The sequence below is a fragment of the Sporosarcina thermotolerans genome (assembly GCF_030067815.1).
GTDB classification, from domain to species: Bacteria; Bacillota; Bacilli; order Bacillales_A; family Planococcaceae; genus Sporosarcina; species Sporosarcina thermotolerans.
The window spans coordinates 625,919-647,910 of sequence record NZ_CP125968.1; the positions used below are offsets into that span (position 1 = coordinate 625,919).

General features: G+C 45.3%; 12 protein-coding genes, 9 pseudogenes and 1 other annotated feature (1 of these 22 cut by a window edge). All 21 genes and pseudogenes read left to right on the plus strand.

Features of this window, described 5'->3' with window-relative positions; genetic code table 11:
* Positions 1-30 (plus strand) — a binding site (T-box leader) (it extends 196 nt beyond the left edge of the window).
* Positions 31-448: 418 nt separating this feature from the next.
* The 21 genes and pseudogenes from QNH10_RS03505 (at position 449) to QNH10_RS03605 (ending at position 21,972) form a co-directional block, all read left to right on the plus strand.
* Positions 449-1,799, plus strand: a pseudogene (locus QNH10_RS03505) (anthranilate synthase component I family protein).
* 36 nt (positions 1,800-1,835) lie between these two features.
* Positions 1,836-2,865 (plus strand): annotated as a pseudogene (gene trpD, locus QNH10_RS03510) (anthranilate phosphoribosyltransferase).
* Positions 2,862-3,653 (plus strand): indole-3-glycerol phosphate synthase TrpC, encoded by a 792-nt coding sequence (gene trpC, locus QNH10_RS03515; RefSeq protein ID WP_283733531.1) that lies wholly within the window; start codon positions 2,862-2,864, stop codon positions 3,651-3,653. The pseudogene trpD and the gene trpC overlap by 4 nt, the downstream one beginning before the upstream one ends.
* 23 nt (positions 3,654-3,676) lie before the next feature.
* A pseudogene (locus tag QNH10_RS03520) lies at positions 3,677-4,272 on the plus strand (phosphoribosylanthranilate isomerase).
* Positions 4,262-5,455 (plus strand): tryptophan synthase subunit beta, encoded by a 1,194-nt coding sequence (gene trpB, locus QNH10_RS03525; RefSeq protein WP_283733532.1) that lies wholly within the window; start codon positions 4,262-4,264, stop codon positions 5,453-5,455. Before QNH10_RS03520 ends, trpB begins: the two are co-directional and overlap by 11 nt.
* Before the next feature lie 81 nt (positions 5,456-5,536).
* Complete coding sequence (gene trpA, locus QNH10_RS03530; protein ID WP_347177978.1) at positions 5,537-6,244, plus strand: tryptophan synthase subunit alpha; 708 nt, start codon at positions 5,537-5,539, stop codon at positions 6,242-6,244.
* A 48-nt stretch (positions 6,245-6,292) separates the two neighbouring features.
* Entirely contained in the window at positions 6,293-6,877 is a 585-nt protein-coding gene (locus QNH10_RS03535) for a DUF4003 family protein (protein WP_283733533.1), read from the plus strand.
* 61 nt (positions 6,878-6,938) lie between these two features.
* Positions 6,939-7,280, plus strand: a complete 342-nt coding sequence (locus QNH10_RS03540) for a DUF4003 family protein (protein ID WP_283733534.1) — start codon at positions 6,939-6,941, stop codon at positions 7,278-7,280.
* 273 nt (positions 7,281-7,553) lie between these two features.
* Positions 7,554-8,578 (plus strand): annotated as a pseudogene (locus tag QNH10_RS03545) (ABC transporter ATP-binding protein).
* Positions 8,559-9,486 (plus strand): annotated as a pseudogene (locus tag QNH10_RS03550) (ABC transporter ATP-binding protein). Before QNH10_RS03545 ends, QNH10_RS03550 begins: the two co-directional pseudogenes overlap by 20 nt.
* Positions 9,487-9,501: 15 nt before the next feature.
* Positions 9,502-10,470 carry an oligopeptide ABC transporter permease gene (opp4B, locus tag QNH10_RS03555; RefSeq protein ID WP_283733535.1) on the plus strand — a complete coding sequence of 323 codons (969 nt, stop codon included), beginning with the start codon at positions 9,502-9,504 and terminating at the stop codon, positions 10,468-10,470.
* 30 nt (positions 10,471-10,500) lie between these two features.
* Positions 10,501-11,415, plus strand: a complete 915-nt coding sequence (locus QNH10_RS03560) for an ABC transporter permease (RefSeq protein WP_283733536.1) — start codon at positions 10,501-10,503, stop codon at positions 11,413-11,415.
* Between the two features lie 21 nt (positions 11,416-11,436).
* Entirely contained in the window at positions 11,437-13,269 is a 1,833-nt protein-coding gene (opp4A, locus tag QNH10_RS03565; protein ID WP_283733537.1) for an oligopeptide ABC transporter substrate-binding protein, read from the plus strand.
* Between the two features lie 200 nt (positions 13,270-13,469).
* A pseudogene (locus QNH10_RS03570) lies at positions 13,470-14,293 on the plus strand (M55 family metallopeptidase).
* 12 nt (positions 14,294-14,305) lie between these two features.
* Positions 14,306-15,241 (plus strand): ABC transporter permease, encoded by a 936-nt coding sequence (locus QNH10_RS03575; protein WP_283733538.1) that lies wholly within the window; start codon positions 14,306-14,308, stop codon positions 15,239-15,241.
* Positions 15,241-16,177 (plus strand): annotated as a pseudogene (locus tag QNH10_RS03580) (ABC transporter permease). Before QNH10_RS03575 ends, QNH10_RS03580 begins: the two are co-directional and overlap by 1 nt.
* A gap of 101 nt (positions 16,178-16,278) precedes the next feature.
* Positions 16,279-17,261: pseudogene (locus QNH10_RS03585) on the plus strand (ABC transporter ATP-binding protein).
* Positions 17,262-17,317: 56 nt separating this feature from the next.
* Positions 17,318-18,981, plus strand: a pseudogene (locus QNH10_RS03590) (peptide ABC transporter substrate-binding protein).
* Between the two features lie 68 nt (positions 18,982-19,049).
* Positions 19,050-19,973 carry a S66 peptidase family protein gene (locus QNH10_RS03595; protein ID WP_283733539.1) on the plus strand — a complete coding sequence of 308 codons (924 nt, stop codon included), beginning with the start codon at positions 19,050-19,052 and terminating at the stop codon, positions 19,971-19,973.
* A gap of 41 nt (positions 19,974-20,014) precedes the next feature.
* Positions 20,015-20,962, plus strand: coding sequence for a C40 family peptidase (locus QNH10_RS03600; protein ID WP_283733540.1), 948 nt, complete (start codon positions 20,015-20,017; stop codon positions 20,960-20,962).
* Entirely contained in the window at positions 20,959-21,972 is a 1,014-nt protein-coding gene (locus QNH10_RS03605) for an ABC transporter ATP-binding protein (protein ID WP_283733541.1), read from the plus strand. The genes QNH10_RS03600 and QNH10_RS03605 overlap by 4 nt, the downstream gene beginning before the upstream one ends.
* Positions 21,973-21,992 lie beyond the last annotated feature (20 nt).

The following is a 21,992-nucleotide window of genomic DNA, read 5'->3' on the forward strand; positions in this document are numbered from 1 at the left end:
AGGTGGCAACGCGGGTAATCCGTCCTCTGCAATTGGACTTTTCTGTCCTTTTGCAGAGGGCTTTTTTGTTTTTATGCGTAATTTCATGGATTTATGCGTGAGTGTTTTGGTATATGCGTGAATGCCACGGATTATGCGTAAGTAATTGAAGTTATGCGTGATTCAACGGATTTATGCGTGGAAACGATTAGGGATCCCGCGGGGAGTAGTTTGGATCTGTAGCGCTTTGTCGCGCTAAGTGCTTTTGACAAATAAGGGGTTTGACAAGGAGGTGCGATGAATAGGTGAAAGGTCACGAAATGACAATAAAACCTGGGAAATGATCGATATCTTCTGGGAAATAACCAATAAGTGCGGCCAAATAATCAATAACTTCCAGGAAATGAACGATTTCCGTCGGGAAATGATCGATAACGCACAACCAACAAAATAGAAGAGGAGAGCTGAGATGGAAAAGACGAGTTTGCGCATTACAGAGAGGAAAATCGAGGGGGATTCGCTGACACCGATCCTTATATTCAGGAGATTGCAAGGGTGGCAACGCTTTTTGCTGGAAAGTTCATCACAACATGAGCGGTCAGGGCGATATTCGTTCATCGGGGTGGATCCGGTGAAGGCGTACCGCGGGGGCAAAGGAAGTCTGGAGGAGTTTGTATATGCAACAGGAAAGTCGTACACGCACGAAGGGGATCTATATACGCTCCTAAAAAGGTTGATGCCGCGCATCGCGGAGCATGGAAAATACCCATTCATGGGCGGCGCAGTTGGATATGTCGGGTACGGGGCGGCGGGAGAAGCGGGTACGACTGAAACCGAAACACCTAACGTGTATTTCAATATTTACAACACGGTCATCATCTATGATCACCTACTCAAGGAGGTAACATTACTTCATACCGAAATCAATCCAGAGTATGCAAAGCCCAACTTGGATGACCTTGCAGAACAAATCACAAATGGCCCGGCCGAAGAGGAGAACGGCATCACCATTTCCGATTACCGGTGCGCCCTTTCGCAACAAGAATTTGAAGGCCGAGTGCTTCAAGCGCAGGAATTCATTGAAAAAGGCATTGTTGAACAAGTCGTCCTCTCCCGAAAACTCGAAGCGGATATCGATGGCGACCCATTCGCGTTATACCGAAAACTACGTAAGCGGAATCCTTCGCCCTATATGCACTACATGGAATTCGATGATCACAAAATCATCGGGGCCTCGCCGGAAAGTCTTGTTCGGGTGAAGGACAGGACTGTCGTGGCGAATCCGATTGCGGGAACACGCAGGCGGGCGCACTAATGAGGAAGACAACACATTGGAAACAGAACTCCGAAACGATCCGAAAGAGTTGTCGGAGCACGATATGTTGGTGGAACTCAGCCGTGAGGAGTTGGAACCGATTTGCAATCCGTCTTCTGTCCATGTTTCGAAATATATGGAGACCGTGCGTTATGAGCATGTTATGCATCTCGTCTCCGAAGTGGAGGGAAAGCTTGCACCTGAATTGCACGCGCTTGATGCACTAAAAGCAGTGTTGCCAGCTGGGACAGTTACGGGGTCACCAAAGAAACTTGCGATGGATATCATTTCGCAGTTAGAAGATGAGCCTCGGGGAATTTACGGAGGCGCAATTGGTTATATCGGCTTGAATGGGAATATCGATTTTGCCCTTACGATTCGGACGATGTTCGTGAAGGACGGGGTGGCTACTGTACAGGCGGGTGCTGGGATTGTGAAGGAATCTATTCCAGCCCTTGAATATAAGGAAACCGTGAATAAAGCCCGTTCTTTATTAGAGCTCTAACTATAAATGAAGAGAATAGAAGAGGAGAAATGAGCTATGAAGAATTACACGAGAATAGTGGAGAGAAAACAACATTTACAGTATGAGGAGATGGAGGAAGCAGCGAATCAGATGTTCGCCGAGAATGCGAAAGTTGAGGAGATTACGGAATTTCTTGTTGCACTATCCAATAAAGGAGAGACCACAAAAGAGGTGGCCGCGCTTGCTTCTGTCATGACAAAGCATGCAATTCCTTTGGATGTTCCGGAAGCCCGATACTTGGACAATTGTGGGACGGGGGCGATGGATCGAACTCGTTCAATATTAGTACGACATCTGCTTTCGTATTGGCGGGTGCTGGGGTGAAGGTAGCGAAGCATGGGAATCGAAAAATCACAAGTCACGCAGGGAGCCAAGATGTGCTTGACGTGCTCGGCATCCATTCGAATTTCACCCCTGAGGATATGAGTCGGATGCTTGAGAAAGAAGGAATGGCGTTCATATTTGCGCCGATTGTCCATCCGAAGATGAAAAAGATTGGGGAAGCTCGAAGACAAATCGGGAAGCCGACAATCTTCAATCTTGTTGGCCCGCTTGCGAATCCTGTTCCACTTGAAACGCAGTTCACGGGCATCAACCGACCAGATTTCCTCATGGAGTATGCGTCCGTCCTCCGGATGCTTGGCCGAGATCGAGCGATTGTCGTCTCTGGGGCCGGAGGAATGGATGAGGCGTCACTTGCGGGACAGAACTCATTCGTGCTGATGGATAAAGGTGACTTGATTCCCTTCACATTGACTGCCGAAGATGTCGGCCTCTCTTATGCCCATCTTTCCGAGATCCGCGGGGGACTGCCAAGGAGAATGCAGAGATGATTCGCGATATTCTTGAAGGAAAGCGCGGACCGAGGTTTGACACAGTCGTATTCAATGCGGGTATCGGGTTGTTTGCGAACGGCGTCGCGAACTCAATTAATGAAGGAATTGGCCTTGCGAAAGACAGTATTCTATCCGGAAATGCACTTCGGAAGCTTGAGGCAATCCTTGCATTCAGCGCCGACATTGAAAGAGTGGCGGTGGCAAAATGACGATTTTAGAAAGGATTCTTGAAGTGAAAAGGCTTGAAGTGAAACAATTATTAATGGAGGAACGAGACGTTTCATGTGGAACGTTGTCGAAAAGGCCATCGCTTTTTGAAACACTAAAACATTCAAACCTACTTGAAGTCATTTCGGAGATGAAACGTGCATCACCTTCGAAAGGCATGATTGCAGGTCAAGTGGATCCAGTCACGCAGGCGACCACCTACGAACGGGCAGGAGCAGCATGTATCTCAGTATTGACAGATAAGCAATTCTTCAAAGGCTCCTTCGATGACTTGGCAGCTGTATCTAAAGCAGTTCAAATCCCGCTCTTATGCAAGGACTTCATCATCCATGAAGTGCAGATTGACCGCGCAATGGAAGCGGGGGCGTCCGTCATTTTGCTAATTGTGGCGGCATTAGATGAAGGAACACTACAACGGCTTCATACGTATGCAACAGGTAATGGGCTTGAAGTGTTGGTAGAAGTGCATGATGCAAAAGAATTGAGCCAGGCACTTTCAATTGATGCAAAATTGATTGGCGTCAATAACCGCGATTTGCGGACGTTTGAAGTGGATCTCTCAAGGACCGAAGAGATTTCAAGGCTTTTTCCGTTCAATGAAGACCATGTGTTCATCAGCGAAAGCGGCATTATGAATGGAAAAGATGCAAAGCGTGTGGCGACTGTGGGGGCAAGTGCTGTTCTTGTCGGCGAGTCTTTGATGAGAAGTGCTTCCGTGGAAGATTCACTTCATTCGCTGCAAGTACCGAAAGGGGGTGTCCTTCAATGACCAAGGTGAAAATATGTGGCTTGATGGAACCGCCGCATGTCCAAGCGGCAGTCGAGGCGGGAGTAGACGCGGTCGGATTCGTATTTGCACCAAGCAGGCGCCGTGTCGCGATTGAGCAAGCAAAGGAATTGGCGCGCCTTGTGCCTGATCATGTGATAAAGATAGGAGTGTTTGTGAATGCGGAGCGGGAGGAGATGGAGCAGGCTTTCCTGGAGGTACCGCTCGATTACATCCAATATCATGGGGATGAGACGGTTGAGTTTATGGAATTTGTGGCACTTCCTTCCATTAAAGTATTATCGGTTCGTGATGTGGAGGATGTGAAAGAGCGAAAGCGGTTCAAACCGAATATGTTTTATTCGATACCCCTGGGACAGAATTCCGTGGGGGTAGCGGCGAGGCGTTTGATTGGAGCTTATTGAATGGTGACTTGCCGAGGGATCGAATGATCTTGGCGGGTGGATTAAATGCGCAAAATGTAAAGGAAGCAATCCGGCAGGTGCGTCCATTTATGGTGGATGTGTCGAGCGGGGTGGAGATTGATCGGAGAAAAGATGAGGCGTTGATTCGCGAATTCATTCGTGCGGTGAAAGAGGAGGAGAGCGGAGATGGCAATTGAGATGAGAAAAGGTAGATATGGGAAGTTCGGTGGGCAATATGTACCGGAGACATTAATGACAGCGCTTATTGAGTTGGAGGAGGCGTATGAGGAGGCGAAGTCCGATCCTACATTCGCAGAGGAACTTGACTATTATTTGCGGGATTTTGTTGGTAGGGAAAACCCTCTCTATTTTGCGGAGCGTTTAAGTGCAAAAATTGGTGGTGCAAAGATTTTTTTGAAGCGTGAGGATTTGAATCATACAGGTGCGCATAAGATCAATAATTCAATCGGACAGGCATTGCTTGCGATGCGAATGGGCAAGAAGAAAATTGTTGCAGAGACAGGGGCGGGGCAGCATGGCGTGGCGACCGCGACGGCTTGCGCTCTATTTGGGCTTGAGTGCGTCGTGTTCATGGGCAAAGAAGATATCCGCAGGCAGGAGTTGAATGTGTTCCGGATGGAGTTATTAGGAGCGAATGTCGTGTCGGTCGACAAAGGTTCGGGGACGTTAAAGGACGCTGTCAATGAAGCGTTGAGGTATTGGGTCGCGAATGTGGAGGATACACATTATATATTAGGGTCTGCCCTCGGTCCGCATCCGTTTCCTATGATCGTAAGGGATTTCCAGCGGGTGATAGGCGTGGAGACACGGCGGCAGATCGTGGAGAAGGAGGGACGTTTGCCCGACGCGATAGTTGCGTGCATCGGGGGAGGTAGCAATGCAATCGGCATGTTCCATCCGTTTGTTAAGGATGAAGATGTCGCATTATTTGGCGTCGAAGCAGCAGGAAGTGGCATATCGACAGGGTTGCATGCGGCTGCGATTGCGGACGGTCGGGAAGGCGTGCTGCATGGTGCGTATATGTATGTGCTCCAAGATGATGACGGTTTTATTCAGGAGGCGCATTCGATATCCGCGGGGCTTGATTATCCAGCGGTCGGACCGGAGCATTGCCATTTGCATGATATTGGCAGGGTGAAGTATGAGGCTGTGACGGATGCGGAAGCGCTTGAAGGGCTGAAGCTTTTATCAAGGACGGAAGGGATCATCCCTGCGCTTGAGAGCGCGCATGCAATTTATTATGCTACGGAACTGGCAAAGGATATGGCGCAGGATGAAATTGTCGTCGTCTGTCTATCGGGCCGCGGCGACAAAGATATGCAGACTGTACGTGAAGTGCTTGGGGGTGGAGTAGAATGAAGACGGTTGAGAAGCGAATACGTGAATGCATGATAGAAGGGAAAAAAGCGTTCATCCCCTATATAATGGCGGGGACGGGGATTGGAGACGTTACAGGATAAGCTACTTTTCCTTGAGGAATGTGGAGCAACGGCAATTGAAATCGGTATTCCGTTTTCGGATCCTGTCGCGGATGGGGAAGTGATCCAACACGCGGGGGAGCGTGCGCTTTCGAACGGTGTAACGTTGCGGAAAGTGTTAGATAAGCTTGAGGATATTAAAGGTGAAGTGTCTGTTCCGCTGGTTATCATGACGTATCTGAATCCGATTTTGGCTATAGGCGTCACTTCATATATTGAAAAATGCCAGGAAATTGGCATTGGTGGGTTGATCATCCCAGATTTGCCACTGGAGGAAAATGGATTGTTGTATGACCAATTGCAAGGGACGGATATCGCCTTGATTCCCCTACTATCATTGACGAGTACGCATGAACGGATGGCGGACATTACAGCCAGTGCGGAAGGGTTCGTTTACGCAGTTACAGTGAACGGGATTACGGGTGTGCAAAATAGTTTCGGGGGTGAACTTGCTGAACATCTTAAGTGTGTGAAGGAAGTCAGCCCGGTGCCTGTCCTTGCCGGGTTCGGGATTTCGACACCGCAACAGGTAGAAGAGCTTGGAGCACAGGCTGATGGCGTCATTGTCGGCAGTGCGATTGTGGATGCATTTCATCGTAAAGATTTGGAATCGATTAGTAGATTAATAAAGGCGGGAGATAGAAAATTTAAAATTATTGCCACTTCATGAAACTTTTTCAACAATATGCACGTACTTATTACAAAGGGGATGTGCGGCATGCAGGTGGATATGATTAGACATGAAGTGGAAACCACATATGACAAAGTGAAATCCTTGGCCGGTTGGAGTGTAACCAAAAACGTAGTATTAACAATTACTTCGTATTATGTGACAGCTACCGAGGAATTCAATGCTGTCAATTTCAGTCGAGCCATGGCCTCCTTAAAAGAAAGGGCAGGCTGGTTTTCACCGTTGCGTGGACATTTATTGCCGATGATGGCAGCCTTTATGACACAATCTGCTAACTCCATGGATGAAGAAGCGGACCTTCTATTTGTCAAACAGCGTGCGTTGAAGCAAGCAGGCTTCCGTAACTCGATTCATTCCTATTTAGCCGCACTTCTCATGAGCGATGATCCTAAAATGTTTGAAGAAGAGGCGGAGCGGGCAAAGAAGCTGTATGATGCAATGAAAAAACAACATTTCTTTCTGACCTCTGAGGATGATTATGCATATTCCATGCTTCTTGGAAAAAGGGAGAAGATCCCGAGCTCCATGCACGAGCGATGCGCGTCTATTACGATGCACTGCGTAAAGAAGGTTTCCGGGCTGGTAATGAACTTCAATGGCTATCCCAAGTGATGACGTATACCGATATAACCTTTCACTCACGTCTTGTCAAAGAGCGGCAGAAGTATTTAAAATGCTTGGGGATGACTTGAAAGTAAAGCCTATCCATTACCCAATGATTGGATTCCTTACTGTTTTTGATGTAGGGGATCAAAAAATAAGTGAAGTTATTTCCATAACAAATGAGTTAGAGAGGTCGAAGCAGTTCAAATGGAATAGGGAAATGGCCTTATCACTTGCATGCGGCATTATGTTGCATCATTTGACGGAATCCGCAAATCAAGTCGGCGTTAGTATGGCAACGTCTTTTGAGATGGTTTTACAAGCGCAACAGGCAGTAATGGCGGTAACCGTAGCCGGTAGCCATTTCCTCAGCTACAAGTTCCTCGGATGTATGAATTGGATGAATATGTAAACAAACAGGAGAAAAAGCCGTTAGTTGAATCCGACGGCTTTTTTCTCCTGTTTTTTAAAATTTATTTTTCAGGAAATTTATTTCAGGAAAACGCTTACAAATCAATGTTTGTAATGATTTTGTCATATTAGAAGTAATGCAAGATTATGATATTCTAAAAAAACAGTATTGTCAGGACTTCCGATGTGTAGTATATTGAGTTCAATAACTTTTCGCAAAATAAGAAAATTGGTTATTTGAAGAAGTGTCAGTGAGTAAGGGGGAAAGTCAGAGATGAAAAAACCGGTCTTAGAAATCAAAGATCTACGGACATCATTCAATATTAAAGGTGACTACTACGCAGCTGTGGATGGTGTCACGTTAACAGTCCATGAGAATGAGGTTGTGGCAATCGTTGGAGAATCAGGCTGTGGAAAAAGTGCTTTGGCGCTTTCAATCATGGGATTGCATGACCACAAGAACACGAAGCTTGATGGTCAAGTGAATTTTGGTGATGAAAATCTTTTAACAGTTTCCCGCTCCCGTTTGAATAAAGTGAGGGGAAAGACATAGGGATGATCTTCCAAGACCCGATGACTGCCCTTAACCCACTCGCGACCATCGGGCGACAAATCGAAGAACCGATGGATTACCATATGAAGTTATCCGCATCGGACAAGAAAAAACGTACATTGGAACTTCTTCGTCGGGTAGGAATTAAAAACGAACAACGCGTGTACGAGCAATATCCGCATGAGTTATCGGGTGGGATGAGACAACGTGTCGTCATAGCAATCGCACTTGCATGCGATCCACTTCTTCTCCTTGCGGATGAGCCTACAACTGCCTTGGACGTAACGATTCAAGCACAGATTTTGGACTTGATGAAAGAATTGCAAAATCAAATGAAGACGGGAATCATCCTCATCACCCATGACCTTGGCGTTGTTGCCGAGATGGCAGACCGCGTCGTAGTCATGTATGCGGGTGAAGTTGTAGAAGTTGCTGAGGTTAAGGAGTTATTTGAGAATCCATTGCATCCATATACGAGATCGCTATTGAATTCAATTCCTTCCAATATGCAAGCAAAACAAAAGTTACATGTCATTGAAGGAATCGTTCCTTCCATTCAGAACCTTGACCGTGAAGGCTGTCGTTTTGCGCCACGTGTCGATTGGATACCTGAAGAGGATCATGAAAAGAACCCGGAAATGCATGAAGCGGCACCGAACCACTTTGTCCGTTGCACATGCTACAAAACGTTCTATTTCCCGGAGGACAGAGTAGGAGAGAATGAATATGTCGCTACTAACAGTTAATGATTTAAAAGTTCACTATCCAATTAGAGGCGGTTTTTTCCGTAGAGTCGTAGACCACGTCAGAGCAGTTGATGGTATTAGCTTCGAATTGCAGCCAGGAGAAACATATGGCCTTGTCGGAGAATCCGGCTGTGGGAAAACGACTTCAGGTAGAGCAATCATCGGCTTGAATAAATCAACAGGCGGGGAAATGCTGTTTGAAGGCAAGGACTTAGCCAAAATGGGTAGAGCTGAACGATATAAACATACGAAAGACATCCAAATGATTTTCCAGGATCCATATTCGTCCTTGAATGGACGTAAAAACGTATTGAATATCATTGCTGAACCTCTTCGTAACTTTGAAAGACTCTCACCAAAAGAAGAGCTTTTAAGAGTACAAGAGTTGGTTGCGCGAGTCGGATTAAGCCCTGAGTCAATCTACAAGTTACCCTCACCAATTCTCGGGTGGGCAGCGGCAACGTATCGGAATTGCCCGTGCACTTGCTTTGAATCCTAAATTGATTATCGCAGATGAACCTGTTTCGGCGTTAGACGTATCCGTACAGGCGCAAGTATTGAACTTCATGCAGGAAATTCAAGAAGAGTTCAATCTGACGTATCTTTTCATCTCGCATGACCTTGGAATCATACAACATATGTGTGATCGTATCGGTATCATGTACCGCGGACGTTTCGTTGAAGAAGGAACAGCTGATGAGATTTACAATAACCCGCAACACGTTTATACAAAACGTTTAATTGCCGCTATTCCGGAGATGAATCCAGAAAAACGTTTTGAGAAGATGCATCTTCGCCAGGCAATTAATGAAGAATACCAAACTGGCTACAATAACTATTTTGACAATGATGGACGGATGTTCGATTTGAAGAAGATTTCAGACTCGCACTCCGTTGCCATGCAGTAAGGGAGGATGATGTAAATGTTAAAATTCATTTTACGTAGAACATTGATCATGATTCCGCAGCTCATCCTCCTAAGCCTCGTCATCTTCATGCTTGCGAAAGCGATGCCGGGTGATGCGGTAACGGGGGCGTTCATGGGGAATCCTGACGCTACACCTGAACAGATTGAAAAAATCCGTGAAAAGTTTGGCTTGAATGATCCATGGTATGTCCAGTACGGACGATGGATCGGAAAAGCGGTAAAAGGGGATTTCGGTCAGTCGTACACCCACCAACAGCCTGTTACGACTCTGATAGCGGGCCGGGTTGAAAATACTGTGCTACTTTCTTTATTCACCGCAATAATGATCTATTTAGTTGCCATACCGCTTGGTATTATAGCCGGGCGTTGGACTGATTCATGGGCAGATAAAATGATTGTCACTTATAACTATGTCGCATTTGCAACACCGCTATTCGTTTTTGCCTTATTAATGCTGTTCATATTCGCCTTCGTATTGGGGTGGTTCCCATATGGCGGTAGTGTTGATATACGAGCAGAATCGGGAACTTGGGATTATGTCGTGAGCAGGGCGAAGCACTTATTCCTACCAGTCATGTCCGCGGCATTAATTGGTACAGTCGGTACGATTCAATATTTGCGGAACGACATTATCGACCAAAAAAATAAAGATTATGTAAAAACAGCACGTTCCAAAGGGGTGCCGGAAGGAAGAGTGTACACTCGTCATATTCTGCGGAATTCACTTTTACCAATCGCTGCTTTCCTTGGGTATGAAATTACAGGTTTGATTAGTGGCTCGGTCTTCATCGAAACCATCTTCAGTTATCAGGGACTCGGACAACTTTTCATTCAATCAATTGGCTTACGTGACTTTACCGTTGTTACAGCGCTTGTTCTCATATCTGGAACAGCTGTTGTAGTCGGAACAATGCTGTCGGACATCATCCTGAGTATTGTCGATCCACGTATCCGAATTGAATAATGGAAAAGGAAGAAGAGGAGGGGAATACCGATGAAAGATACAGTCACAATAAATGAAAAAGACCTGATTGCAAGAGAGAAGTTGAATAATCCATCGTTTGCAAAGACGATTTGGAGAGAAATAATACATGATAAGATGGCCATAATCTCATTGATTCTGCTTATTATCGTCTTGGCAACTGCATACTTATCACCGCTTTTTATAGACCAGGTGGCATTGAAGCGTGTGAACTTCTTGAATACTTGGAAGGCGCCTTCTGCTGCTAACTGGCTTGGTACTGACGACGGTGGTCGTGACGTATTCGGTCAGCTAATGATCGGAGCGCGTAACTCATTTACAATCGGTATTGCCGTAACGGTGATTGCAGGAGTTGTCGGCCTTTCATACGGATTGATCTCTGGATTTTACGGAGGCCACGTAGATAATGTCATGATGCGTTTTCTTGAATTCATGATGGTATTACCAACTACGATGTTCATTATCGTACTTGTAACTATCATTCCAAACTATAATGTTGTCTCATTCATTCTAATCCTGAGTATTTTCGGATGGCTCGGAAAGGCAAGGCTTATCCGTTCCCGAGCATTGCAAGAAAGGGAGCTTGACTATATCAATGCTTCCAAGACGTTAGGAACGCCAAGTTGGAAGATCATGTTTTTTGAAATGTTCCCTAACTTAAGTTCCCTCGTCATCGTTAATATGACACTTACTCTTGCAGGAAATATCGGGATTGAGACAGGGCTTACTTTCTTAGGTTACGGTTTGCCTGCTGGAACTCCTTCACTTGGAACGCTCGTTGCGTTCGCAAGGAATCCTGATATCGTGCAAAATAAGTGGTGGGTATGGTTACCTGCAGCATTACTAATTTTAGTAATGATGCTGTGTATAAATTACGTCGGGCAAGCGGTTAAACGCGCGTCAGACGCAAGGCAGAGATTAGCCTAAAAAATAAGGGGAGGGAATACAATGGCAAAGAAGCAATTTATGCTACTTGCAAGTCTATTGCTTGTTCTCAGCGTGTTTTTAGCTGCATGTACAGGCAAGGACAATGATGCTGGTGAAACTAAAACACCAGACAAAGAAAAACCGAAAGAAGAAGAAAAAGCAGGCGAAGAAGAAGAGGAAGTTGTAGATCCAAACGCTGGACTTGATTTCCCACTTACTGTCACTAACACAGGAACGCCTATCGATGGCGGAGAGTTGAACTATGCATTAGTTTCTGACACTCCATTCGAAGGTACTCTAAGCCCAGTGTTCTATTCAGGTTCACCTGATAGCACTGTAATGAGCTTCTTCAATGAAAGCTTGTTCGCTATCGACGGTGACTTCTTAATCACTAACGACGGTGCTGCAACATATGAAATCTCTGAAGACTACAAAACTATCACAATCACAATCCGTGATGGCGTAAAATGGCATGACGGTGAGCCTGTTAAAGCAAGTGACCTTCTTTACTCTTACCAACTACTTGGTCACCCAGACTACACAGGAACTCGTTACACATTCATGATCTCTAACGTTGACGGTATGCCTGCATACCATAACGGCGAAACAACTGAAATTTCTGGTATCACAGTTTCTGATGATGACAGAACAATCTCAATTACTTACACAGAAGCGACTCCATCACTTTTGTCAGGTATTTGGGGTAGCGCAACACCAAGACACCATGTCGGAGATGTTATGACAGGTGAAGTTACAATTGAAGAACTTGCAGCATCTGAAAAGATCCGTACAAGCCCTATCGGCTTCGGAGCTTACAAAGTTAAGAAAATTGTTCCAGGTGAATCTGTACTTTACGAGCGCAACGATGACTACTGGAGAGGTAAGCCGGCTCTAGATTCAATCGTATTGAAAGTAGTAAGCTCTGCTTCTATTCTTGAAGCACTTAAGAAAGGCGATGTAGATATCGCATCAATTCCAGTTGACCAATACTTGAATGCTAAAGAAGTCGATAATATCGAGTTGTTAGCAGAAGTTGACCTTGCATACACTTACATCGGTTTCAAACTTGGTAAGTGGGATGCAGATAAGAAAGAAAGCGTAACAGATCCAAATGCTAAAATGGGTAACAAACTTGTACGTCAAGCAATGTGGTGGGCATTGGATAACGAAACAATCGGTAAAGAACTTTACCACGGTCTTCGTTTCCCTGGTACAACTCTAATTGTTCCTGTATTTGCTTCATTCCATGACGCAAGCATCCCAACACCATCTTACGACCCTGAAAAGGCGAAAGCACTTCTTGACGAAGCTGGATACGTTGACGTTGACGGAGACGGATTCCGTGAAAACGATAAGGGCGAGAAATTCGAACTTAATTTCGCTTCCATGTCAGGTGGAGAAACTGCTGAGCCGATTGCACAGTTCTACATTCAAAACTGGGCTGACGTAGGTATTAAAGTACAACTTCTTGAAGGTCGTCTACATGAGTTCAACTCATTCTACGATCGCGTAGAAGCTGACGATCCAGATATCGACATCTACCAAGGTGCTTGGGGTGTAGGTTCTGACCCGAACCCATCCGGTCTATACGGCAGAACTGCTGCATTTAACTATACTCGTTTCACAAGCGAGAAGAACGACGAGCTTCTTGCAGCTATCTCTGGCGAAAAATCTTTGGATACAGACTACCGTGCTGGTAAGTTCAAAGAATGGCAAGAGCTAATGGTTGATGAAGTTCCAGTTGCACCAACAGTATTCCGTTACTACCTAATGGCTGTTAACAAACGTGTTACAAACTACTCTATCGAAACTGGCACAGATCTACGTCTGTGGAAGTGGGGCGTAACTGAATAATAAGTGACTACAAGGTTTTCCTTGTAATCTACAATCACCGCCATCCGGCTAATCGGATGGCGGTTTTTGTGCGTTTTTCATTTTATACCCGTTCATTTTATTCCCAAACTATATTGTAATATTCACAAGTATTTGATAGTATTGAAGTCATCGATTAATCAGTTAATACATTTTTTAACTAATAGAAATGGGGAGAAGTTTTGAGAGTTTACGTTTCCGTAGACATGGAAGGAATTACAGGCTTGCCGGATTATACGTTTGTTGATTCATCTATGCATAATTACGACAGGGCAAGGCGTATTATGACAGAGGAAGCAAACGCAATCATCCGTGCGGCAATTGACCAGGGGCAGAACAAGTCCTTGTCAACGACAGCCATTCAAAGATGAACAATCTTCTTGTGGAAGAATTGCACCCCGATGCAGATTTGATAACCGGCGATTTGAAAGCGTTTTCGATGGTTCAGGCCTTGGACGAGACTTTCGATGGTGCGATTTTCACTGGATATCATGCGAGGGCTGGGCAACCGGGTGTCATGAGCCACTCAATGACTTTCGGTGTTAGAACGATGTTCATCAATGACGTGGAGATTGGAGAGCTTGGATTAAACGCATATGTAGCGGGACATTACGGTGTGCCTGTCATTATGGTAGCGGGCGACGATTGTGCATGCCGCGAAGCTGAAGCATTGATACCCGGTATAGTAACTGCGGCAGTAAAACAATCTATTTCACGCTCTGCTGTAAAGACCCTCCACCCTAAAAAAGCCCAAGCGTTGTTGGAAGAAAAGACGGCGGAAGCGATTGCGAAGCGTACTACGATCAAACCCTTAAGCCCTCCTGAACAACCAATATTACGGATTGAATTCACGAACTATGGACAGGCGGAGTGGGCGGCGTTAATGCCAGGTTGTGAAATTGAACCGGGTACGACAATTGTGAAGTTTGAAGCGAGAGACATTTTAGAAGCGTATCGTGCGATGCTCGTAATGGTCGAATTGGCAATGCAAACAAAGTTCTGTTAGGGGGAATGCCGCATGGCGATTTACATAGTAAAGAGATTCTTCATGATGATTGCGACAATCCTCATTATTGCAACGCTAACATTTTTCTTGATGCATTCGATACCAGGTTCTCCGTTCGACGAAGAGAGGACATCAAATCCTACAATCCAGGCAAATCTCGAGAAATTCTATAAGTTGGACCAACCGACACATGTGCAATACTTTGAGTACTTGAAGTCAATTGCCACGTTCGACTTTGGGCCTTCTATTAAGAAGCCAAATGAGACGGTGAACACATTACTTGCGAGGGGTTTCCCGATTTCATTCGAACTAGGAATGATAACAATCCTTGTTGCGGTCATTTCGGGAATTACGTTAGGCACACTGGCTGCCCTGCGCCATAACGGCATCATTGATTATTCTGCGATGGCATTTGCAGTCATTGGGATATCTGTTCCGAACTTCGTATTGGCGACTGTTTTAATCCAGCAATTCGCCGTCACTTGGAATCTGCTTCCTCCAGCCACTTGGAGTAGCAGGATGCACATGATTTTACCGACATTGGCACTTGCCACAGGCCCAACCGCAATCATTGCACGTTTAACCCGATCGAGCATGTTAGAGGTGCTAACCCAGGATTATATGAAGATGGCAAGAGCGAAAGGATTATCGCCTGCCCGCATTGTATTGCGACATGCACTGCGAAATGCATTAATGCCGGTCGTCACCATAATGGGTACAATGCTCGCGGGTATATTAACAGGTACATTTGTCATTGAAAAGATTTTTGCAATCCCAGGGATGGGGAAATACTTTGTAGAAAGCATTAATAATCGGGATTATCCAGTTATTATGGGGTCAACTGTATTCTATAGCGCGTTTCTTGTATTCATGTTGTTTTTAGTAGATATCGTCTATGGATTCATTGATCCGCGCATTAAACTTCACCGAAAGGAAGGTGATGCGTAATGGTAACACGTCAACAAAACGTGCAAGCCCCGGACGAGTGGTTCAAACCAAAAGGACGGGACGTTGAAAAGGCTGAATCTGTCGTTCGCCCCTCGCTCTCCTATTGGAAAGATGCATGGCGGAGATTACGGAAAAATAAATTGGCAATGGGCGGTCTTGTATTCTTATTCATTCTAACGATGTTTGCTATCTTTGCTCCTATTCTATCACCACATAATATAGAAACGACACAGTACGCTAATCAGAATCAGCCGCCCTCCTCAACACATTGGTTCGGAACGGATGATAAGGGATGGGATGTATTTACCGAACTTGGCATGGAGCCCGGGTATCATTATTCGTCGGTGTCGCAGCGGCATTGATCGACTTCTTCATCGGTATTATTTACGGCGGAATCAGCGGCTATAAGGGTGGAAAGACGGATACGATCATGATGCGTATCATTGAAATCCTTTATGGGTTGCCGCATTTATTAGTCGTAATTCTTTTAATGGTCATCATGGGTCCGAGTTTAACAACAATCATTGTTGCGCTGACAATAACCGGATGGGTCGGAATGGCCCGAATTGTTAGGGACAAGTACTTCAGATTAAGAACTATGAATTTGTCACTGCATCCAAATCATTTGGCGCGAGGACACCAAGGATTATCCGAAAGAACTTACTTCCAAATACAATGGGTCCGATCATCGTTCAAATGACACTGACTGTACCAAGTGCAATTTTTGCGGAAGCGTTCTTAAGTTTCATCGGACTTGGAATCCAAGCACCTGTAGCAAGTTGGGGGGTAATGGCGAACGATGCATTGCCTGTTATTCTATCAGGTCATTGGTGGAGATTATTTTTCCCGGCACTTTTCATTTCACTGACAATGTTTGCATTTAACGTCCTCGGAGACGGTATGCAAGATGCACTCGATCCGAAACTGAGGGGGTGAAGAGATTGAATGAAAATGAAAATACGTTGAATGAAGGCGGGGCAGCAGTCTTATCAAAGCCCGATGAATTGGGGAAACGCAAAAAGGTGTTTTCCGAGGTAATGCTGTCCGTGCGTGATTTGTATGTGTCTTTCAGGACGTTGGGGGAGAGGTTCAAGCATTACGTGGCGTTTCATTCGATCTATATAAAGGAGAAACACTGGCAATTGTCGGGGAGTCTGGTTGTGGAAAAAGTGTAACGGCGAACACGATAATGGGGTTGATCCCTGAACCTGCAGGGCGGATCAAAAATGGAAGTGTTCTTTTTAAGGGGAAGGATTTAACAAAGTTGGACAAATCCAAAATGCGGAAAGTACAGGGTGTCGATATTTCAATGATCTTCCAGGACCCGATGACTGCATTGAACCCGACACTCAAAATTGGTGAACAGCTTACGGAAGGGTTGAGAACCCACCAAAAAGTAAGTAAATCCGAGGCGCGTAAAAGGGCCATGGAACTGCTTGAGGTGGTCGGTATTCCGAATCCTGAGGAAAGGATGAAACAATATCCGCACCAATTTTCGGGAGGGATGCGGCAAAGAATTGTAATTGCAATTGCGTTAATATGCGAACCTGAGCTGTTGATCGCGGATGAGCCTACAACCGCATTGGATGTGACAATCCAGGCACAAATTCTTGAGTTGTTTGAGGAAATTCAAGAGCGGACGGGCGTTTCCATCATTCTTATCACACATGACTTAGGTGTTGTTGCAAAGATAGCAGACCGTATTGCGGTTATGTATGCAGGTAAAGTCATTGAAATCGGTACGAAGCGTGAGGTGTTCTATTCGCCGCAGCACCCCTATACGAAGGGATTGCTCGCTTCCGTTCCAAGGCTTGACTTGAAGGAAGAGGAACTTCAACCGATTGAAGGGACACCGCCGGATTTATTTGCTCCTCCAATCGGATGTCCATTCACCGCAAGATGCCCGTTTGCGATGGAAGTCTGCGATCGTATCTATCCAGGGACGACAGACTTATCTGAAACGCATGCAGTAGATTGCTGGTTGCAGGATGAAAGGGCGAAGAGACTGTTCGATAAATAAGGTGCTATGCACAAAAGTGCTTATCTATTCATATACAAACAAAGGGGGTTATTGATTTGAAAAAGTGGTTGACGTTTTTGATGGTGGTTATACTATCTCTTGTTCTTGCGGCGTGTACAGCGAATAAGGACGCAGGGAAGGAGCCTGGTAAGACGACTGAACCGACTACTAATGAAGGGAAAGAGGAAGGAAAGTCTGAAGAGGTTGCTGCTGCTGAGAAGATCCTTCTCATGAACAATGGCGATGAGCCAACGTCATTTGATCCGTCGATCGGTTTCAATGCGGTGTCTTGGAGTGCACTTAACAACATTATGGAAGGTTTGACGCGCCTTGACAAGGATCATCGGGCGGTGGAAGCGACAGCTGAAAAAATCGATATCTCTGGTGACGGTTTAACGTACACATTTACAATTCGTAGCAATGCGAAATGGTCTAATGGAGATCCGGTAACAGCTGGGGATTTTGTATTTGCGTGGAAACATATGCTGAATCCTGAAACAGCCTCACCGGCTGCGTTCCTTGCGTATTTCATCGAAGGGGCGGAAGCTTATAATAACGGAGAAGGTTCTGCTGATGACATCGCAATTGAGGCAAAGGATGAAAAGACATTCGTTGTCAAATTGACATCACCGAACGAAGCGTTTTTGAATATCATTACAAACCCAAGCTTCTTCCCAATCAATGAAAAAGTTGCATCTGCCAATCCTAAATGGCATACAGAAGCATCAACTTTCGTAGGAAACGGACCATTCAAATTGGCGTCATGGGATCATGATGTGAGCTTTGAATTTGAAAAGAACGAACATTACTGGGATGCAGGCGTAGTTAAACTGGATAAAGTTCACTGGGCAATGGTGAATGATACGACGACTGCTTACCAAATGTATCAAGCCAATGAGCTGGATGTAACTAGCGTTCCGTCCGAAATTGCCGACCAATTGAAAGATAGCAACGAGCTGCGCATCGATGACCAAGCGGGCTTATACTTCTACCGTTTCAATACTTCAATGGAGCCATTTACGAATAAAAAGATCCGTCAAGCATTTGCATTTGCGGTTGACCAAGAAGAAATCGTCACTTATGTAACGAAAAATGGAGAGAAACCAGCACATGGCTTTGTTACTTTTGGATTCATCGGTCCGGATGGCAAGGAATTCCGTGATACGGTAGGCGATCTTGTAGCTTTTAATCCAGATAAGGCAAAACAGCTTTTGGAAGAAGGGATGAAGAGGAAGGATACACAGAACTTCCGAAAGTTACAATTACGTATTCTACAAGTGAATCCCACCAAAAAATTGCAATTGCTCTTCAATCTAAATTCAAGGAAATTTTAGGTGTTGATGCAGAATTGCAAAATGTTGAAGGCAGAGTTTTTCTATCTGAGCAAAAAGAATTCAAATACCAAATGTCTCGTTCCTCTTTCCTGCATGACTATGCAGACCCTGTGAACGCACTTGAAAGTTTCATCACCGGCTCTTCCATGAACCGTACTACATGGTCGAATGCGGAATATGATAAGCTAATTGCGGACATTAAAAATGAAACAGATGAAAACAAGCGCTGGGAATTGTTACAACAGGCGGATAAGCTTCTTATGGAAGAAATGCCTGTATTCCCACTTTACTTCTATAACTCGACATCACTTGAAAAATTAGGAGTTTCCGGAATCTTGCGCCACCCTGTAGGTTATTTAGACTTGAAATACGCAGATAAGAACTAATTCAACGTCGCGGTGTCCATCATGGCGCCGCGATTTTTTAAAATGGCTCGGAAAGGAAGATGTGGAAAATGAGAATACGACCTAAACGGCTTCAACCTGGGGATACAATCGGAATTATTGCACCTTCCAGTCCGCCAAATCAAGAAAGCCTTGAGCGATCGCTAACATTTTTAGAGCAGTTAGGATTGAAATGGAAGTTTGGAAAACACATCAATAATACGTACGGCTACCTTGCAGGAACCGATGATGAACGCCTGCAAGACATGGAAGACATGTTCGCTGATCCATCCATTAATGGCATCATCTGCGCGGGAGGCGGATATGGATCCGCACGGTTTACAGACCGGTTGGATCTCCAATTGATACGGGAAAATCCAAAGATATTCTGGGGATTCAGTGACATCACATTCTTGCACACTGCAATGGGTTTGTACTCAAATCTCGTCACATTCCATGGCCCGATGCTTGCGTCTTGTGTTGGAAAAGACACCTTCCATGAACTATCCGCAAAAATGTTCATGCAACTGTTCGAACCGATGGAACTTCATTATACCGAAGACATTTCTCCTCTCGGGACAGTAAGCGGAGACGTTGCGCAAGGGGAAATTGTTGGTGGCAATCTTTCGTTGCTTGCCGACACAATGGGAACAAAATTCGAGGTCGAAACGAAAGGGAAATTGCTTTTCATTGAGGATGTTGGGGAGGAACCGTATCGGGTAGATGGAATGTTGAACCAGCTTCGCATGGCAGGAAGTTTCTCTGATGCTGCTGGAATCATAATAGGAGATTTTTCTGAGATTGAATTAAAGAAAACGAAGAATTCATTGACGATGGACGAAGTTTTTGACCATTACTTTGGGGATATCGGAAAACCAGCCGTCAAAGGATTTAAAATCGGCCATTGTGAGCCACATTTTGCAATTCCGTTAGGCGTTGAAGCAAAGCTTGACGGGAATAAGAAAACACTCACAATCCTGCCGGGGGTAGAATAAGTCAAAACGTTAAGAGGAGTCACTGAAAAGGGGGAAACGCAATGACAGAGCTTACCGTGAATATGTTCGCATGTGCAGTACCGGTCGCGACGGTTTGGACATCACCGGAGTCCGCTCGTGAAATGGACACGGAAGGTGTTGCCAATCCGCTTCAGCTAAATAAATGGTTGGAAAAGCTTGCATACGAAGAGCGACTTGATCTTTGCAATAGCAACCGTGTACAGACACAAGTTTTGTATGGCGAGCCGGTCATCGTGGAGAAAATCGTTGGTGATTGGGCAAAAGTAATTGCAGTTTGGCAACCGTCGAAGAAAGACGAAAGAGGATATCCGGGCTGGGTACCTTTGGCACAATTGAAAAAGGCGTCTCCACTTGAGCAAGCGGGAGGCTTTATACGGGTGGACGTTGGCAAAGCGCAGTTATGGAAGATAGATGGTAGGCCGTTTATGATTGTGCCATTTAATACGATTCTTCCTTTGATCGATGAAAGCGAAGATCATTTCCATGTAATGACGCCAGATGGAGAGGCATTGGTTTTGAAAGCTGATAGTGTAAGGGCGCCTTCCGTTCATCAATTTAAAAAACGTCCGCCAGCATCCGCAGTTGATGAAGGGCTTTCCTTTTTAGATCTCCCTTATTTCTGGGGAGGCATGTCATCGTACGGTTTTGATTGTTCGGGATTCACGTACAATATGCTGAAAGCTTGTGGGTATTTTATTCCCAGAGATGCGAGCGATCAGGCGAAAATCGGTAAAGAAGTGCCAATGGATGACCCTTCTTTCTGGGAAAAGGGTGATTTAGTATTCTTCGCGAATGATGAAGGGAAAGGCAATGTTCGGCACGTCGGGTTTTACTATGGTAATGGCTTACTTCTTCACTCGCCTTCAACAGGGCAATCGATTGAATTGTTGAAACTACCAGGCTCAAAGCTTGAACGAGATATTTGCGCTGTCCGAAGATTTGGGGCGGATAGGAGGCAAACTGAATGACCAAAAAAGTGATTCTGTCTGTCAAGAATTTGAAGCGCTATTTCGATGTTGGAAGAGGCCAAAAATTAAAGGCGGTCGATGGCATCAGCTTTGACATTTTAAGAGGGGAAACATTTGGCCTTGTTGGGGAGTCGGGATGTGGAAAATCGACGGCGGGTAGAACGATTTTGGGCCTTTACAATAAAACGGACGGAGAAGTTTTATACGAGGGACAAAGCATCCATGATATGACGGACGACGAACGGCATCGATTCTTGAAGAAAATGCAAATGATCTTCCAAGATCCGTATGCTTCCTTGAACCCGCGCTCCACTGTTTATGAAATTATTGCTGAGCCGATGCAAATCCATAAAATGTACAAGACTCAAGAAGAAATGCGTGCACGGGTACATGAATTACTTGAAGATGTTGGATTGAACAGGGATCATGCCAATCGTTATCCACATGAGTTTTCCGGAGGGCAGCGGCAACGGATCGGCATCGCCCGTTCGCTCGCACTCGACCCTGATTTCATCATTGCGGATGAGCCGATTTCCGCATTGGATGTTTCTGTACAAGCCCAAGTCGTTAAGTTGCTGCAGCGATTGCAAAAGGAAAAAGGGCTGACGTATTTATTCATCGCACATGATCTGTCGATGGTCAAATACATATCGGACCGTATCGGCGTCATGTATTTGGGGCATATGGTGGAACTTACGTCGAGCAAGCAGCTCTACGACAAACCGTTGCACCCATATACGGAAGCATTGCTGTCGGCCATTCCAATTCCTGACCCGGACATTGAGGAGTCTCGTGAACGAATACTGCTGAAAGGTGAGCTTCCGAGTCCGATCAATCCACCGTCGGGCTGCGTGTTCCGTACACGCTGTCCATATGCGATGGAGGTTTGTGGTGAATTGAAGCCGAAGTGGCTTGAAAAGGAAAAAGGGCATTTTGTTGCCTGTCATTTGCATGATAAAGAAGTAATGAAACGTTCCGATGCGGTAAGGGAAGCTGTTGGGTCGTCCTGAAATTTCAGGACGGCTTTTTT